This is a genomic window from Nonomuraea sp. NPDC002799, assembly GCF_053592075.1.
Genome location: NZ_JBSFVA010000052.1, coordinates 40,451 through 57,228 on the forward strand (window position 1 = coordinate 40,451; position 16,778 = coordinate 57,228).

Annotated in this window: 13 protein-coding genes and 1 pseudogene; 7 read left to right on the forward strand and 7 right to left on the reverse strand. The window is 71.2% G+C overall.

Going from position 1 to position 16,778, the window contains the following annotated elements; genetic code table 11:
- Positions 1-68: 68 nt before the first annotated feature.
- The gene (locus ACWD0F_RS47255) at positions 69-707 is read left to right on the forward strand and encodes a sensor domain-containing protein (RefSeq protein ID WP_449888985.1); all 639 of its coding nucleotides are present in this window, start codon (positions 69-71) and stop codon (positions 705-707) included.
- On the opposite strand, the gene ACWD0F_RS47260 is transcribed toward ACWD0F_RS47255, so the two are convergent.
- On the reverse strand, positions 692-4,447 hold the full coding sequence (locus ACWD0F_RS47260) for a S8 family peptidase (protein ID WP_449888987.1): 3,756 nt from the start codon (positions 4,445-4,447) through the stop codon (positions 692-694). The genes ACWD0F_RS47255 and ACWD0F_RS47260 overlap by 16 nt on opposite strands.
- A 292-nt stretch (positions 4,448-4,739) precedes the next feature.
- On the opposite strand from ACWD0F_RS47260, the gene ACWD0F_RS47265 reads away from it, so the two are divergent.
- On the forward strand, positions 4,740-5,543 hold the full coding sequence (locus ACWD0F_RS47265) for an alpha/beta hydrolase (RefSeq protein WP_449888989.1): 804 nt from the start codon (positions 4,740-4,742) through the stop codon (positions 5,541-5,543).
- Here the strand turns inward: ACWD0F_RS47265 and ACWD0F_RS47270 are convergent.
- Positions 5,494-6,582, reverse strand: a complete 1,089-nt coding sequence (locus tag ACWD0F_RS47270; protein WP_449888991.1) for a hypothetical protein — start codon at positions 6,580-6,582, stop codon at positions 5,494-5,496. The genes ACWD0F_RS47265 and ACWD0F_RS47270 overlap by 50 nt on opposite strands.
- Positions 6,579-7,568, reverse strand: a complete 990-nt coding sequence (locus ACWD0F_RS47275; RefSeq protein WP_449888993.1) for a TOMM precursor leader peptide-binding protein — start codon at positions 7,566-7,568, stop codon at positions 6,579-6,581. The genes ACWD0F_RS47270 and ACWD0F_RS47275 overlap by 4 nt, the downstream gene beginning before the upstream one ends.
- 528 nt (positions 7,569-8,096) lie before the next feature.
- On the opposite strand from ACWD0F_RS47275, the gene ACWD0F_RS47280 reads away from it, so the two are divergent.
- Positions 8,097-11,075, forward strand: coding sequence for an alpha-mannosidase (locus ACWD0F_RS47280; RefSeq protein WP_449888995.1), 2,979 nt, complete (start codon positions 8,097-8,099; stop codon positions 11,073-11,075).
- Positions 11,076-12,046: 971 nt separating this feature from the next.
- Here ACWD0F_RS47280 and ACWD0F_RS47285 read toward each other — a convergent pair.
- Entirely contained in the window at positions 12,047-12,703 is a 657-nt protein-coding gene (locus ACWD0F_RS47285) for a class I SAM-dependent methyltransferase (RefSeq protein WP_449888996.1), read from the reverse strand.
- 124 nt (positions 12,704-12,827) lie between these two features.
- On the opposite strand from ACWD0F_RS47285, the gene ACWD0F_RS47290 reads away from it, so the two are divergent.
- The gene (locus ACWD0F_RS47290) at positions 12,828-13,433 is read left to right on the forward strand and encodes a VOC family protein (RefSeq protein WP_449888997.1); all 606 of its coding nucleotides are present in this window, start codon (positions 12,828-12,830) and stop codon (positions 13,431-13,433) included.
- A gap of 40 nt (positions 13,434-13,473) precedes the next feature.
- Here ACWD0F_RS47290 and ACWD0F_RS47295 read toward each other — a convergent pair whose 3' ends face one another.
- The 3 genes from ACWD0F_RS47295 to ACWD0F_RS47305 all read right to left on the reverse strand — a co-directional run bounded on the left by ACWD0F_RS47295 (position 13,474) and on the right by ACWD0F_RS47305 (position 14,511).
- Positions 13,474-13,734: a hypothetical protein gene (locus tag ACWD0F_RS47295; RefSeq protein WP_449888999.1), complete on the reverse strand. Its 261-nt coding sequence runs from the start codon at positions 13,732-13,734 to the stop codon at positions 13,474-13,476.
- A gap of 185 nt (positions 13,735-13,919) precedes the next feature.
- Complete coding sequence (locus ACWD0F_RS47300) at positions 13,920-14,255, reverse strand: hypothetical protein (RefSeq protein ID WP_449889001.1); 336 nt, start codon at positions 14,253-14,255, stop codon at positions 13,920-13,922.
- Between the two features lies 1 nt (position 14,256).
- Positions 14,257-14,511, reverse strand: coding sequence for a hypothetical protein (locus ACWD0F_RS47305; protein WP_449889003.1), 255 nt, complete (start codon positions 14,509-14,511; stop codon positions 14,257-14,259).
- A gap of 221 nt (positions 14,512-14,732) precedes the next feature.
- Here ACWD0F_RS47305 and ACWD0F_RS47310 point away from each other — a divergent pair.
- From ACWD0F_RS47310 to ACWD0F_RS47320, 3 genes and pseudogenes are all read left to right on the forward strand, one after another.
- Positions 14,733-14,942: pseudogene (locus ACWD0F_RS47310) on the forward strand (helix-turn-helix domain-containing protein); the annotation flags it as partial.
- 177 nt (positions 14,943-15,119) lie between these two features.
- A complete protein-coding gene (locus ACWD0F_RS47315; RefSeq protein WP_449889008.1) occupies positions 15,120-16,073 on the forward strand; it encodes a hypothetical protein in 954 nt (317 codons plus the stop codon).
- Positions 16,070-16,606, forward strand: a complete 537-nt coding sequence (locus tag ACWD0F_RS47320; protein ID WP_449889005.1) for an N-acetyltransferase family protein — start codon at positions 16,070-16,072, stop codon at positions 16,604-16,606. The genes ACWD0F_RS47315 and ACWD0F_RS47320 overlap by 4 nt, the downstream gene beginning before the upstream one ends.
- Positions 16,607-16,778 lie beyond the last annotated feature (172 nt).

A 16,778-nucleotide genomic window follows, 5' to 3' on the forward strand; every position in this document is an offset into this window, starting at 1 on the left:
TGTCCCTACCATGGAGACGGCTGTGGGCAGGGTCGTTCGGCGACTTCAAGGCTCGTAGCGTCGTGGGCATGAGATCCCTCCAGCGTCGCCTCTTCACCGACACCCGCTACGTCCTGCTCGGCTTCCCGGCGGCGGTCATTCTCTTCGCCGCCGTCGTCGGCGGCGTCGCCGCGGGCCTCGGCAGCGCCGTCGCCTTCGTCGGCCTGCCGATCCTCGCCGCGACCGCCGCGCTGGCCAGAAATCTCGCCGACATCGAGCGCGTCATGCTCCCCGGCGTGCTCGGCTACCCGGTCGGCCACCCCGGCTACACCCGTGCCCCCGCCGGCGCGAGCTGGTTCCGCCGTGTCATGAACCCGCTGACCAGCGGCCAGGCCGTCATGGACCTGCTGCACGGGATCATCGCCTTCCCGTTCGCGGTGGCCTCCTTCGTCCTGGTGACCGTGTGGTGGGCGGGCGCCGTGGCCGGTCTGACCTTCCCCCTCTACGGCTGGGCCGTCGCCGCCATCCCCGGCTCCGAGGTCTCCCTGCCCGCGCTCTTGGGGATCGGCGACGACGACGTGCTGTTCGTGGGCTTCTACACCGTGGCCGGCCTGCTGTTCGCGCTGACGCTGGTCCCGGTCGTGCGGATGGCCGCCCTGCTGAAGGCGAGTGTGGCGCAGGTCCTGCTCACCCGCGCCACGCCCGCCGCCGTTCAGCGCACGGCGTAGGCGCGGATCACCTCCTGCGTCAGGGTGGCGCCTTCGACGTCGGAGGCCCGCAGCCGCAGCGAGACGTAACCGGACGGCGACCGGCCGAGCGTCGTCTCGTAGGACCCGCCGCCCTTGTTCCGCAGGCGGGCCGGCTTCCAGACGGCGCCGTCGTCGTAGGACACCTCCAGCGACACGTCCTTGATCGCGCTGCCCCGCGAGCCCTCCTGGTGGTAGAGGGACAGGCCCAGCTTGCGCGAGCCGGCCTGGTTCTTCAGGTCCACCGGCGCGTCGAACGTGGCCAGCAGCAGCGGGATCACCGTCGTCTCCGCGGCCCGCTCCGAGGGGAACGTCCACACGCCCCTGGTCCGGGTGGACAACCGCGCCCACGCGGCCTCGTTCGCCACGTCGTACTCGATCCGGTACGTCGCCCGCTCCGGCGCAGCCGTGCCCGCCCCGGCGGGCAGGTAGTTCGTCTGCCAGAGCAGCGTGTCGTCCTGGTAGAGCCGGAAGTCGGTCTTCAGCCCGTGCTCGAAGTCGCTGGTGTAGGCGTCGCCGTAGTTGCGGTCGGCGTCCACGAAGCCCTGCATCGACACGCGCAGCCGGTCGCCCTCCCTGCGCAGCGGGTTGCGCGGATTGATGCCGGGCAGCAGCGGCTGCTTGAACAGCGTCCTGCTGACCCGCTCCCCCGCCTCGTACGGCCGGAAGTCCGGCGACGCCATCGCGATGCGCGGCGTGTCCTGGTGCGGCCACATGTTGTTGTAGGAGCGCTCCGGAGTGATCGCCGACGAGCTCCACCGCAGGTCGGGGTCCGGGGTGACGTAGTCGACCCGGGTCCGCGGCGCCTTGGCCATGGGGAGGTTCGTGGAGATCGACAGGGTGTCCCACGGCTCGAAGACGAAGCGGGACTCGTTGACCGTCACGTCGTCGGAGAGCTGGCTGTGGTAGCCGGTCTCGATCTTGGCCTGCGACTTCGCCCTGACCACGTAGGTGAGGGAGTCGCGTACCCGGCCCTTCTCGCGCAGGTACAGGTCGTAGACGTACGGGCTGGCCACGATGCCCTTGGCCAGGATCGGCACCGGCAGGCGGCGCAGCCGCTCGACCAGCTTCAGCCCCTGCTCGTGCGACAGGCGCACGGTCGGGACGGCCAGCTTGACCGCGCTCCCGCCCGTGGTGACGTCGGCGCCCGGCTGGTCGCTGTAGACGGCCACCATCGCGGCCCCGGCCGCCGCGGCGGCGTTGGCCTGGGCCGAGACCGGCACGCCCGCGGTGCGGCGGATGACGGCCAGCCTGCCCCGCAGGTCCTTCGCCTTGATCTCCGCCGCGCTGCCCCGGCCGGCGTCGGCGGCCGGCAGCAGCCGGGTGCCGTCCAGGCGCGGATACTCCGTGGCGAAGTCGCTGAAGGAGACCGGATCGACGTACTCCGGCTCCAGTTCCAGGCCGAGCGTGGCGAAGGCGATGTCGGGGGCCTTCAGCCGCCAGCGGGTGGCGACGACGAACGTGCCCTTGGTGACCTTCCTGGTCGGCTGGACGAACAGCCGCTCCTCGACCTGCCCGCCGGGCGAGATCGTGGTGCCGCCGCGCAGCGCGGTGCCCTGCTCGCCGGCGCGGTACCACATGAGGGCGGCGGCGGCGCCGGTGTTCCGCTTGGTCTTGTGGTCCGGGGTCTCGATCTTGACCTCGACGGCCTTGCGGGCGTCCAGCACCACCTCGGTGTCCTCGGTGATCGTGATCTCCGGGTCGCCCAGCAGGCTCTCGTTGAGCGGCTTGCCGCCGGTGGTGCTGTCCTGCGTGGCGGGCATGGTGAAGAGGTGGCCGAGCACGGAGTAGGTGCCGGGGTGGACGAGCAGGCAGGTGCCGCTGCCGTACTTCTGCTCGGTGCACGGCTGCGCCGGGTCGCCCGGCAGCACGCGGCCGACCAGGGTGCCCTCGTCGAGGTTCAGCACGGTGAAGCCGCCGCGGCCGGGCCGGCCGTCCCTGGCGATGCCGCGGACCCGCAGCTCGACGCGCTTGTCGTCGACGCCGGCGGTCAGCAGCGTGCGCACGGCCGGGCCGCCCGCGACGGTGGCCGTCAGCTCCTCGCGCAGGCGGCCGGGCTCGGCGGCCTTGAGGGTGACCCTGGCCTCGGCCGTGCCCCCGGCCGGGATCGTCAGCGTGGCGGGCTCGACGGTGAAGCCGGCGCCGCTCGCCAGAGCCAGCTCGGCGGGCGCCTGGCCGAGGTTGTGATAGCCGATCGTGAGGCTCTTCTCGTCGTTCCTGACGAGCTTGCCGAAGGTGAGCGAGCCCAGCGTGGCGACGACCGAGCCCTTGAGCGCGGCGGCCACGTCGATCCGGCCCGCGCCCTGCGCGTCCACCGCGATGTCCTGGCCCGGCTTGGCGCCGGCCATCAGCAGCGACTTCAGCTCCGCGCCGGTGATGCCGGGGCGGGCCTGGCGCAGCAGCGCCGCCGCGCCCGCGACGTGCGGGGTGGCCATGGACGTACCGGACATCGCGACGTGGCCGCCGCCCGCCTTGGCGGCGTTGATGGCCACGCCGGGCGCGGTGACGTCGGGCTTGACGGCCTCGTCCGCCACGATCGGGCCCCTGCTGGAGAAGACGGCGAGCCCGTCCTGCTTGTCCACCGCGCCGACGGTCAGCGCCTCGGGGGCGTCGCCGGGGGTGCCGACGCACTGGTCGCAACCGTCGTTGCCGGCCGCGACCACGAACAGGGTCCCGTACTGCTGGGTGAGCCGGGTGACCGCCGAGGTGAGCGGGCCGCCCGCGACGTTGTCGCCGAGGCTCATGTTGACGACGTCGGCGTGCTCCTCGCCCGCCGCCCACTCCATGCCGTCGATGATCCAGGAAAGCTGGCCGTAGCCGTCGCCGGCCAGAACGCGGCCGTTGAGCAGCCTCGCGCCCGGCGCGACGCCCTTGCCGCCGCCCGGCGAACCGGCTCCGGCGATCGTGCTCGCCACGTGGGTGCCGTGGCCGTGCGGGTCGCCCGCGACGTTCTCGCCGGTGAAGTCGCGCTGACCGGCGACCTTGCCGGTGAGGTCGGGGTGCGTGGCGTCCACGCCGGTGTCGAGCACCGCCACGGTCGTGCCCGTGCCGTCGAAGCCGGCCGCCCACGCCTCGGGCGCGCCGATCCGCGGCACGCTCTCCTCCAGCACGGGCTCCACCTTGCGGTCGAGCCAGATCTTCGACACGCCCGCCAGCGGGCCGGCCGCGCGCGCCTGCGGGGCGGCCAGCCTGGTCAGCTCGGCGCCGAACGACGCCGCGTCCGCGGCGGCCACCGTCACCCCCGCGCCGCCGATGCTCTCCAGCGTGCGGACCTGCTTGACGGACGGGAGCGCGGCCTTGGGCGTGTTCCCGGCGTAGGTGAGGATCAGCGGGATGGCGGCGCCGTAGCCCTGCTCGGCCAGCGCCGTCACGTTGAACAGCTCGGTGTCGAGCCGCCCCGGCACCAGGGTGGCGACGTCGTCGGGGATGACGCTCACGCCGTCGCCGCTCTCCAGCACCTGGAACGTCGGCACGAAGCCGTCCGCCCGGGGCGCCGGAGTGACCGTGACGGTGTGGTGCCCGCCGTCGACGGCCTGGATCCGCACCTGGTCACCGGTGATGAGGGTGATCTCATCGCTCGCCGCCCCGGCGGTGAACGTCGCGGGCGGTGCGGTGGTCGCCTGCGCGGCAGGGGCCGCGAGCAGCGAGGCGGTGACGGCCACCGTGGCGGCCGTCACCGTCCCCCGCCGCCCCCGCCCCCGACGCCCTGATCCACGCAGCATGAACGACCTCCAGACAATCGGTAAGCACGAGTACCGCTTACCTAAGCCGTCCTGAGCTGCCACTGTCTATGAGGTTGCGGTGGCTAGATCCCGACTTGTCGTGAATCCGCCACGGGCCGGAGCCCAGGGGCGGCCGGAGCCGCCGCGCCGGGCCGGCCGCCCCGGCGAAAGAGGGCGGCCATTCTCCGAAGCGTCCGGCGCGGCATTCAACCGGCCGGCCGCATTTACCCGGACAACGTCAATCGAAAGAGTCACGGGAACGGCCGGGCGGGGCCTGGATAACATCACTGCAATGGACACTGGAATGCTGAAGGTTCCCGGCGCGGAGCTTTACTACGAGGTACGCGGATCAGGGCCCGCGCTGCTCGCCATTCTGGGCGGCGGCGCGGACGCGGCAATGGCGGGACCGCTGGCCGAAGCACTTTCCGGCCGCTACACGGTCATCACCTACGACCGGCGCGCGGCCACCCGCAGCCCGCTGACCGGGCCGCCGGCGGAGCAGCGCGTCGAGGAGCACGCCGACGACGCCTTCCGGCTGCTCAGCGAGGTGGACGCGCCCGGCTACGTGTTCGCCAGCCATTCGGGCGCCCTGATCGGCCTGGACCTGCTGGCCCGCCATCCCGAGCGGGTGCGGCGCCTGGTCGCGCACGAGCCGCCGGCGTTCGACCTGCTGCCCGACGCCGCCCGCTGGCGGACACTGGCGCAGGAGGTGGTGGACCTCGGCGAGCGCGAGGGCACCGGCCCCGCGATGCGCAGGCTCGGCGACGAGACCGGCGTGGCCCCGCCGCCCGGCCCCAATCCCGCGCTGCCGGCCTGGGTCCGCGACATGCTGACCAGGATGAACAGCAACATGGAGACGAGCCTGCGCTACGAGGTACGGTCGTTCGGCCGGTTCGTCCCCGACGCCGCGGCGCTGCGCGGCGCCCCGCTGGTGCTGGCGCACGGCGCGGACACCCGGGGCGCGCTGATGCACCGCTGCACCGTGGCCGTCGCCGAGCACGTCGGCGCCGAGGTCGTGGAGGTGCCGGGCGACTACGTGGGCTATCTCAGGAGTCCCGCCGAGTTCGGCGACGCGCTGCACTCCTTGCTGAGCTGATCAGGCGGCGGCCGAGCAGGCCCAGATAGAGCAGCCAGCCGGCGGCCACCAGGGCCAGCGTGGCCACGGGCTGCCAGCCGGGCGGCTCCGCCAGCGCCTGCCTGCCCACCGCGACCGTGATCGGCACCGTGTAGAGGGCGAAGAAGGCCAGGCCGAGCACCCGCCCGGCCACCACGAACCAGGCGTAGACGCGGACGCTGCGGCGGACCCGGCCCGCCGGCGCGCCCCTGAGGTACGCCTGCGCGTCGGCCATGAGGTTCTTGTTCCCGCCGGCGTTGGCGAAGGCGTAGTAGACGTCGGTGCGCATGAAGAACAGGAACTGCCAGGCGATCTGCGACAGGCAGATGAGCGTGACCAGCCGCACCAGGGGCAGGTCGGCGGCGTACAGGAGGCAGACGCCCGCGCAGAGGAGGAACCAGTCGACCCGCATGCCCGCCAGGTGGGCCCGGTACCGCGCCCGCCTGGGGACGGCCCAGATGCCGGTCATCCTGGTCTGCACGACGAGGAAGTGCAGGCGGGTGCCGAGCGACAGCTCGGCGCGCACGCCCAGGGACCTGGCGGCGGCGATGTGGCCGAGCTCGTGCACCAGCACCAGGAGCCACGAGCCTGCCAGGAACGCCAGCGTGAAGGTGAGGCCGTCGGACCACACGAGCGCGGACGGGTTCGGCAGGACGCCCGGCTCGGCCAGCGCGGCGGCCACCGCGCCCGCGGTCAGGAGCAGCAGCGCCAGGTCGGCGGGCCTGGAGAAGAACCAGGCGACGTGCCGGGGGCGGATCCGGTCCCACAGGTTCGGCGGGCGTTCCGGGCGGCGCAGCAGGCCCGCCCCCTCCAGCCCGGTGACGAACCCGGCGACGTCCACGTCCACGCCCCGTTCGGCCAGCACCCGCGCGCGGGCCTCCTCGGCGCTCCTGGTGCCGTCGAGCGCCGCGACCACGGCCGCCGCCACTCCCGGCACGTTGACGAACGTCTCGCCGTTGCCGATCACGTAGTCGTCGGGGCCGTCGGCGACCACGCTGAGGAAGGACAGGTCGGTCTTCACCCGCAGACCTCGCAACCGGGCAGCCGGTCGTACTCCCAGGCCGTGGTGGTGAGGGTGAGCAGGTCCAGCCAGACGCTCCGGCCCTCGATCGCGGGCGCGCCGGTGCCGGTCAGGTAGCGGATCACCTCGGAGGCGAGCATGCCGGACACGACGCCGCACAGCGGGCCGAACGACGGGATGATCCGGCCCGCGTTGTCGGCGACCGGCAGCTCGGCCGCGTCGTACCGCCCGGCCAGGGCGCGTTCCTGGCAGGCCAGGCAGCCGGTCTTGCCGGGCACCACGAGCGGCCCGAGCAGGCCGGTGTGCTGGTTGAAACCACCGGTGACGAACGGGGTGCCCGCCTGGACGCAGGCCAGGTTGACCCAGCGGCGGATGTGCGGCTGCGGCGTGTCCACGGTGTTCACCACCAGGTCGGCGTCCGTGACCACGTCCTCGGGGCCGGTGATGCGCCGCTCGACCTGCCGGACCTTCAGCTCGGGGCAGTGGTCGAGCAGGGTACGGGTGGCGGCCGCGGTCTTGGGCGCGCCGAGGTCGCGCACGGTGTAGAGGTGCTGGCGGTGCAGGTTGCTGAGCTCCACCCGGTCGTCGTCGAGCAGGGTCAGCCGGCCCACGCCGGAGGTGGCGAGCTGGAGGGCGACGTGGCCGCCGACCGCGCCGGCGCCGAGCACCGCGACGTGGCTGCCGGCCAGGTCCGCGAGCGCGGCGGAGGCCCGGCCGGCCGGATGGAACATCGACAACCACAGGGCGAACCTGGACCGGCCGGCGTCGGCGGTAAGCTCGTCCAGCTCGTCGCCGGTGACCAGGATCCGGGCGGCCCGCAACTGGCCGACGGCCGCGTCGATGGCCTCGGGGGGCACGTCGCCGATGAGCGCGTACAGGTCGCTCTGCTCGACGGGGGCCCGCGCGCACAACCGGATCAGGCGGCGCAGCGGCGGCGGGGCGGGCTCCAGCAGTTGGGCGGTCGGCGGGAAATCGCCGAGGCGCACCTGTTCGCGCGCCTCGTCAATGAAAAGAGGAAAGGCCGGATTCACTTGAATCCTCGGCATGAAAAGACTCCCGGGCGGTCCGGAGGCGGCCTCCTGCGGGTGGGTGTCCGCAGGAGGCCATGCGGGCGGTCAGCAGCTATTGCTGTTTCCGGTGGTCTCGACTTCTTCGACCTTCTTGATCTCGATCGTCATGCGCGATCCTCCCGTCGATCTTGATTGGCCGATGTGATCGTAAGGAGAACGCGAGAGAAAAGCGAGGCCCAAATTAAAGAAATCGCGTTATATCCGAGTGAGAGAAAAGTCGCACACCCGTTTCCACATGAGCGTCGCCATGAGCGTTGCCGACTCGCCGCTCGGCCCGCGCTCCGATCCGGCGCGAACGACGCTCGATCTCCGCCAGGCCGACGGAGGGTCACCGGCGTGCCGGCCGGACCGGCGTCGCGCCGGTCGGACCGGCGTTGCCTGGTCGCGATCAGCACCCCTAACGTGCTAAAGGCTGATTTGTCACCTTTGCTAGGGAGTTCGCTGATGCATGATGACCGCAACCTGGTCGAGGCCAGGCTCAGGCGGGTGCTGGACGAGCGTGTCCGCCCAGCCGTGTACCCCGAATCCGTGCCCCTGGAGGTGGCCGTCTGGCACGCGCCGGGCGAGCCGGTGCCGGTGGCCGAGGGGCTCGCGGCGACGCCGGGGCCGATCGCGCCCGGCGACGCGTGGGGCGCGCCGTGGGGGACGAGCTGGTTCACGGTCACCGGCACCATCCCGCCGCGGTGGGCGGGCAGGACCGTGGAGGCCCTGCTCGACCTGGGGTTCAACGACAGCGGCCCGGGTTTCCAGTGCGAGGGCCTGGTCTACCGCCCCGACGGCACCCCGGTGAAGGGTCTCAACCCCCGCAACCAATGGGTCCGCCTCGCCGCCCCCGCCCAGGGCGGCGAGCAGGTCCGCCTGCACATCGAGGCCGCCTCCAACCCGGTCATCCTCGGTCATCCCGCGTTCCGGCCGACGCCGATGGGCGACAAGGAGACGGCCGGCACGGACCCGCTGTACCGGCTGGCCCGCATGGACCTGGCCGTCTTCGACGAGAACGTGTGGCAGCTCGTGATGGACCTGGAGGTGCTGGGTGAGCTGATGCGGGAGCTGCCCGTGGACGGCGCCCGCCGCTGGGAGCTGCTGCGCGCCCTGGACCGGGCGCTGGACGCCGTCGACCTGCAGGACGTCGGCGGCACGGCGGCGGCCGCCCGCGCCGAGCTGACCGGCGTGCTCGCCTCCCCCGCGGCGCCGTCGGCGCACCGGATCAGCGCGGTCGGCCACGCGCACATCGACTCGGCCTGGTTGTGGCCGCTGCGCGAGACCGTGCGCAAGGTGGCCCGCACCGCCTCGAACATGACCGCGCTGCTGGAGGACGAGCCGGACTTCGTGTTCGCGATGTCGCAGGCCCAGCAGTGGGCGTGGATCAAGGAGCACCGGCCCGAGGTCTGGGCGAAGGTGACCAAGGCGGTGGCCTCCGGGCGGTTCGTGCCGACGGGTGGCATGTGGGTGGAGTCCGACACGAACATGCCCGGCTCCGAGGCGATGGCCCGGCAGTTCGTGCACGGCAAACGCTTCTTCATCGACGAGTTCGGCATCGACAACGAGGAGGTGTGGCTGCCGGACACGTTCGGGTTCGCGGCCGGGCTGCCGCAGATCATCAAGGCGGCGGGGTCGAAGCGGCTGCTCACCCAGAAGATCTCGTGGAGCCAGACGAACACGTTCCCGCACCACACGTTCCTGTGGGAGGGCATCGACGGGACGCGGATCTTCACGCACTTCCCGCCGGTGGACACCTACAACTGCTCGATGAGCGGCGGCGAGCTGGCGCACGCCGCCCGCAACTTCAAGGACAAGGGCGTCGCCCGGCACTCCCTGGCCCCGACCGGATACGGCGACGGGGGCGGCGGCACGACCCGCGAGATGGTGGCCAAGGCGGCCCGGCTGCGCGACCTGGAGGGCTCGCCGGCTGTCACCTGGGAGCCGCCCGCCGCCTTCTTCGCCAAGGCTGAGGCCGAATATCCCCATCCGCCCGTCTGGGTGGGTGAGCTCTACCTGGAGCTGCATCGCGCCACGCTCACCAGCCAGGCCCAGACGAAGCAGGGCAACCGGCGCAGTGAGTCGCTGTTGCGGGAGGCCGAGCTGTGGGCGGCGACGGCGGCCGTACGCGTGGGAGCGCCCTACCCGTACGCGCAGCTCGACCGGATCTGGAAGACGGTGCTGCTGCACCAGTTCCACGACATCCTGCCCGGCTCGTCGATCGCCTGGGTGCACCGGGAGGCGCGGCGGACGTACGCGGCGGTGGCCGGGGAGCTGATCGCGATCATCGGCTCCGCCCAGCGGGCCCTGGCCGGCGACGACGACGGCACGCTGGTCTTCAACGCGGCCCCGCACGCCCGCCACGGGGTCGCCGCAGGCGGCGCGGGGACGGTCGCCGCGGCTGATGGGGTGAGCGCGCGGCCGCGGCCGGAGGGCGGTTACGTGCTGGACAGCGGCCTGCTGCGGGTGGAGATCGACGACCGGGGCCTGATCGTGTCGGCCTATGACGTGACGGCGGACCGGGAGACCGTCGCCCCCGGCCAGGCGGCGAACCTGCTGCAGCTCCACCCCGACTTCCCGAACAAGTGGGACGCCTGGGACGTGGAGGAGTTCTACCGCAACACGGTCACCGACCTGGTGGCGGCCGACGAGGTGCGCCTGGCCGGGGACGCGGTCGTGATCACCCGTTCCTTCGGCTCCTCACGGGTGACCCAGACGCTCACCCTGTCCGGCCGCCGGCTGGACATCGAGACCGAGGTCGACTGGCACGAGAGCGAGAAGTTCCTCAAGCTCGCCTTCCCGCTGGACGTGCAGGCCGGCCGGTACGCCTCCGAGAGCCAGTTCGGTCACGTCTTCCGCGCCACGCACACCAACACGAGCTGGGAGGCCGCCAAGTTCGAGGCCTGCAACCACCGGTTCGTGCACGTGGCGGAGCCCGGCTGGGGCGTCGCGCTGGTCAACGACTCGACCTACGGCCACGACGTCACCCGCACGAGCACGACCACGACGCTGCGCGTGTCGCTGCTGCGTGCCCCGCGCTTCCCCGATCCGGAGACCGACCAGGGCGCGCACCGCTTCCGCCACGCGCTCGTCCCCGGCGCCACGATCGGCGACGCGGTCCGCGAGGGCCATTTCATCAACCTGCCCGAGCGCCGCGTGCCCGGCTCCACCCCGGTGGAGCCCCTGGTACGGGTGGACGACGACGCGGTCGTGGTGTCGGCGGTCAAGCTGGCCGACGACGAGAGCGGCGACGTGGTGGTCCGCTGCTACGAGTCCGGCGGCGGCCGGGCCCGCGCCACCCTCACGGCGGCCTTCCCCGTCGCCGAAGTCGTGGCCACGGATCTGCTGGAACGCCCAATCGCCCAGCCGCAGGCGCAGGGCGGCACGGTGTCCCTGACGCTGCGGCCGTTCGAGCTGGTCACGCTCCGGTTCAAGCGCGGATAGCCACCCGCGCACGCCACCCTCGGCGACCCCGGCGCGCCCGCCGCTGAGCGGCGCGCCGGTCGCCGACCTCCGGCCCATCGTCCTCAACGTGGCCGTCAACAAATACCTCGCCAGCTCCTTCGGTTTCGCCGGCTCCGTCAAGGGCTGGCCCAGAAAGCATGGGCGGGAAAGCTCAGGCCACCACGGACTGTGACACGGGACGAGATCGGGGAACGATCACAAATAAGTGATCGTCAGCTCACGTTGAGTTCATGATCTCGGGGGGCGAACATGTGTGAATTTCCACCGTCCGCGTTCATCCACAGCGCACCGACCAACCCCAGACGAGTTCGCGGGCCACTCTGCATGGTGCTCGCCTTCGCCGTAGCCACCGGATTCGGCGCCGGTCTCGGCTTTTCCGCCGGCCATGCCGTCCCACCAGAGCCTCTCCTCGCCAGACCCGCTCTGGCACAACCGGTTCCCGTCGTTTCCGCACCTGTGCCGAGGCTGGTCGCGCAATCGCAAGCGACTGTCCCGCACCAGACACCCGCCCGGCAGCTCAAGCAGCCGGCAACCCACAAGAAGAAGCGCATACGACACGCCAGAGCGCACCGGCCCGTAGCGAAACTGCACAGGCCCACGCTCAGAACGCATCAGCCCGCCGCACAAGTGCACCGGCCTGCCGTAAAAGTGCACCAGCCTGCCCTTAGAACGCACCGACCCGCCGTAAAAGTGCACCGGCCCGCCGTCACAACGCACCGACCTGCCGTAAAAGTGCACCGGCCTGCCCTCAGAACGCACCGGCCCGCAGAAGCGCACCGGCCCCCTGCCGTCAAGAAACATGCCTCTGCCGAACCTTCGCAGCGCCTGAAAATCGACAGGCTGCGAGAGCGCATCCGCCGGGAGATCTATGCACGGGTGCTGAAACACCTGCGGGCGGCCCGCCAAGTGGCCGCCTCGTCAGGGCGCCCCTCTGGCCGTGCTGCCCGCCGCTAGGTATGGGCGATGAGCGCATAACGCTCGTCATTCACCGGCCCGCCCCACAGATCGGCATCACCGCCGAGCTGTTCGACCCGCAGCCCGGCGACGAGCGGCCGCACCGCAGCGGCCAGGTCGGCGGCGCGGACGCCACCGTTCCACGGCAGCGTCTCGGCTCCCGGCACGTAGGGCGGCCCGGCCTGCTCGGTCTCACCCCAGCGTCCTTCGATGAGCACCAGCCGGCCGCCCGGGCGAAGGCGGCCGGCCCACTCGCGCAGTGCCGCCGCCGGATCGGGCAAGGTCCACACCAGGTGCCGGCACAGCAGCAGGTCGAACCTGTCCGCGCCGGTCGGCGGGTCGGCGGCGTCGCCGACGAGAAACCGCCCGGCGAGCCCGGCGGCCGTCAGCTTGACCCGGGCCCGCTCGATCATCCGCGGTGCGAGGTCCACGCCGGTCACCCGGTGCCCGGCCGCGGCCAGCAGCACGGACAGCGAGCCGGTGCCGCAGCCGACGTCCAGCACGTCGGCCGGATCGGGCGGCGCCCACGCGCGCAGGAGACGATCCCAGGCGGCGCGCGTGTGCTCGGCCCGCAGGCCGTGGTCGGGCTCCTCGTCGAAGGACGAGGCGGTGGCATCCCAGTAGCCGGCGATCGCCGTGCTGAGTTCGCTCATGGCCCGATCCTCTCAACGGCCACCGACAATGCCGCTCGGGCACGGCTCCCCGTGCCCGCGCGGCCCGGCCGCGGACAGCAATCCGTGCCTTACCGGAGATAGTTGAAAGGCGTACGGTTGGGGCATGGCTGCGACTCCGGATCGGGTGCACTGGCGCGGCGTGCACCACCTCGCCCTGGTGACCCCGGACATGGACGCCACCGTGCGCTTCTGGCACGGCGTGCTCGACGCCCGTCTGGTCACCACCATCGCCGTCCCCGCCTTCAAGCACTACTTCTTCGAGGTGGCGCCGGGCAACACCGTCGCCTTCTTCGAATACGCCGACCAACTCCTCGACAGCTTCGCCAAACCGGCCGGCGTCCCGTACGCGAAGGCGGCGCAGTTCGACCACCTGGCGCTGCACCTGCCGGACGAGGACGCCCTCATCAGGATGCGCGACCGTCTCAAGGCGCACGGCTGCGAGGTCACCGACGTCATCGACCACGGCTTCCTGCGCTCGATCTACTTCAGCGACCCGAACGGCATCGCGCTGGAGGCGTCTTTCTGGACGATCGATCCCACGGGACGGCCGGTGGACTACGCCGACGAGCGCCTGTTCGCCGACCCGGACCCGGTTCCGGCCGTACGGGAGCTGCGCGAAGAGGGCCGGCTGCGCCACACGCCCGGCACCCGGCTGGTGGACGGCATCATCGAGGACCTCGGACGCGAGGGCATCACGCTGGAACCCTGACCACGTACTTCGAGAAAGACGACGGGATCGACGACGTCACCTACGTGCGCCGACGCTCCCGTATGGCCGCCTCGAACCGCAGCGCCACGCCGATCATCGCCGTCACCAGGCAACAGAAGACCAGGGCCATCGGCGGGTGGCCCTTCTCGACCATCAGCGCCACGAAGACGACCGCGAGGCTGATGATCGACGTCCACATGCCGGCCGTACGCAAGTAGCCGAGAGAATCCTCCTCCCCGCTCGCCGGCCCTTCGTGGAGCACGGGTAATGCCGGCCCGCTCGTCTCCTCATGCTGCGACATGGCCGTGATCCTGGCATGTCCAGGCTTTTCGCGAAAGCCACCGCCCCTGCCCCACTCACAACCCAACCGCGCGGCACGTCTGGTCTGTCCCATTTCCCCGAGCACCGGGCAATCCGTGTTCACCTGGCCGCGCTGGTTGGCCCGGACCCGCCGCCTGCGACACCCGCACCAGCGAGCCCAGGAAGTCAGAGGGACGCCTTGCGGGACCGGGCGTTATGGATGAGAGCCGCCTGCCAGGCCAGCGTGGTCGCGATCGCGATCGCGTCCTGACACTGGATGAACGGCAGGACTCCGGCCGTGGCCTCCTCCAAGGTGATCTGGTGGCCGAGCCGGGCCGTCCACCACATCCGGCCGGTCGAGTCGGGCTCATATGCGATGCCCCATCCGGGGTAGGTGTTGCGCAGCACCGAGAGCTGCCTGGCTCGTACTTCGAGCTGCAGCTCCGCCTGCGTCAGAAGATGGCGGGCATGCTGGTCGGCGGCTGCAGCGAGCGCGTGCGACTCCGGGTCGAACAACGGCACGTTACACACCGCCCGCGAACACGAAGGAGCCGCTCGACCGGCGCAGCGCTCGGGTGACCGGCCGCGAGGTCAGGTAGTCAAGCGGATGCGCATGATCGAAGCGGACCGGCCGGACGTCCCCCACAGCGCCAGGCAACACGTCGAGCATCGCGGCAAAGAGCTGCACCGTGGCGCGGGGGCCGTCGTCGGTGACGCCGGAGATGCTCGGGCTGACGCCGTCCCGCGCCGTCCCGGAGAAGAACGTGCGGGAGTGCACAGGATCGCTCGAAGATGATCGCGACGTCGGATATGTATTCACTGGCCCTAACTCGCCTTTCTGATCCTGGATCTTCGATGTGATCAGCGCATCCGGGTTCTATTTCCCAGAGCGCAAACACGCGCTGGTGTCATAGTGGAGACAGGTCAGGGATCGTCGCCAGAGAGTTGGCGTGGCGCGACAGAACACGCCACGGACGCCACGGAATGCGAGGACGCGAGATGGGAATACCATCAACGCCAAGAGACGCAGACTCCGTGTGGGCCCTGTTCGGGGCCTTCATACGCCTGCATCGCGAGAAGGCTGGACTCGGGCTGCGAGCGGTCGCAGCGGCTGTCCCGGTCGACTATTCGCAGGTAGGTAAATGGGAACGGGGTGTGCACCGGCCACCCTCCAACGCCATTCGAACCATTGACGCTGCAGTCAACGCCGATGGACGGTTGACTACTCTTTACGACACTCTGGCAGAATTGACCGAATTGCGGGTGCACGACACCAAATCGAACATCTCAGCCGGTAGTGAGGAAATGGACGCAATACGGAGGCAGCTCCTCGGGGGGCTCGTAGCGCTCGGGGCAACGGGGCCCCTGGCCGGCATCCTCGGCGGCATGGACAGACTTCGGGACCTTGTGGACGACCGGTTGAGCACATCGCAGCTCGCCGACTGGGAGGACCTCGCGTGGGAGTACGCCCTCACCGTGCGGGACCGCACGGACGTCATCGAGGATCTGGCACAGGATCTGCTGGCCCTGCAGCGCCTGACCTTGACCGCACCCGGCCATGAGGCGCGCGATTGGGAGCGCGTCAACGCGCGCATGACCTTCCTGCTCGCCTTCGCGCTCGGCAGCGCGGGCAGCGCACGGGAGTCGCGCCGCTGGTGGGCCAGCGCCCGCCGGTCCGCAGCCCGTGCCGATGACACTGAGCTACTCGGCACCGTCAATGCTGTCGAGGCGGTCCAGGCGCTCTACGAGGAGCGTCCCCTGCCGGTCATCATGGCCAGGATCGAGGAAGCCCTGGCAGTGTCGAAGAATCAGCCCTGGCGCGCGCCTGTGTCGGCCTACGGCGCCAAGGCTCACCTGCTGGCCCTGCTCGGCGACCACGCAGCGGCAGCGGCAGCGCTCGACGACCAGGCCCGTGCCTTCGAGCGTCTCCCGAACCACATCGTGCAGGACACCGCCTCGCTGTACGGCTGGCCGGTCGAGCGCCTGCTGCACTCCCGTTCCCTGGTCTACACACTGGCCGGCCATCCTGAAGCGGACGCCGCTCGGCGCGAGGCGATGGCCGCCTACCCAAGGACGGAGCCGCGTCAGGCCGCGCGCGCCCGCCAGATCGCGCAGGTCGAGCTGCACCAGTCGATCGCCGAAGTACGCAGAGGCGACGTCCTCAGCGGCCTGGACCACGCCCGCGACACCCTCGCCGCGCTACCCCCAGCGGACCACAGCCGCTACGTGCGCCGCGTCGCCGCCACCGTGCTGGAGTCCCTGCCGGAGGTCGATCGGGAGCGACCGGCCGCCGTCGAATACCGCACATACCTACAGCTTCCTCCCGGGAAGAGGGCATGACCGTGGGGCTCGTGCTGCGTCACATGACCGGGGAGCACGCCAAGGCCGTCCTCGAAGCCCCGTACGTGGACATCTACCTGAACATCAGGAGCGAGCCGCCGTACAACGCGGGGCAGCTCTACTCCCGCGAGCGCTTCATCGAGCGCACCCGTGCCCAGACCGACCTGCCTGGCTTCGAACTGGTGGCCGCCGAGATCGACGGCGAGCCGGTGGGGTTCGCGTTCGGATTCACCATGGCCGCCGGCCGCTGGTGGGGCGGAGACGCTACGCCGCCACCCGCCGCTGTGCTGGATGCGCCCAAGCTCGCCGTCGTCGAGCTGGACCTCCTCGCCGCTCATCGCGGGCAGGGACTCGGCAAGCGGCTCTTGGCCGCACTCCTCGATGGCCGCACCGAGCTGTGCGCGACGTTGCTGTCGCGGCCGGACACTCTGGCGCACGCCATGTATCAGCGGTGGGGCTGGACGATCGTCGGCACCGTGCGGCCTGCCCCTGAGGCGGTAGTGACGGACGCGATGATGATCCGGCTCCCATAGTAAGAGGGGATCTACTCGCGGACTCACAAAGTTCAGGGGCGATGACCTGCCGCCGGTCAAAGCGGCAGGCCGAAAAGCTAGTACTCCAGCCGCACTTATCGATCTTTGAGGCGTTGACGCTGGTAGTGGCTTCGACGGGCGCGGGCCTGATGGCGCCGTCGCCAGTATGACC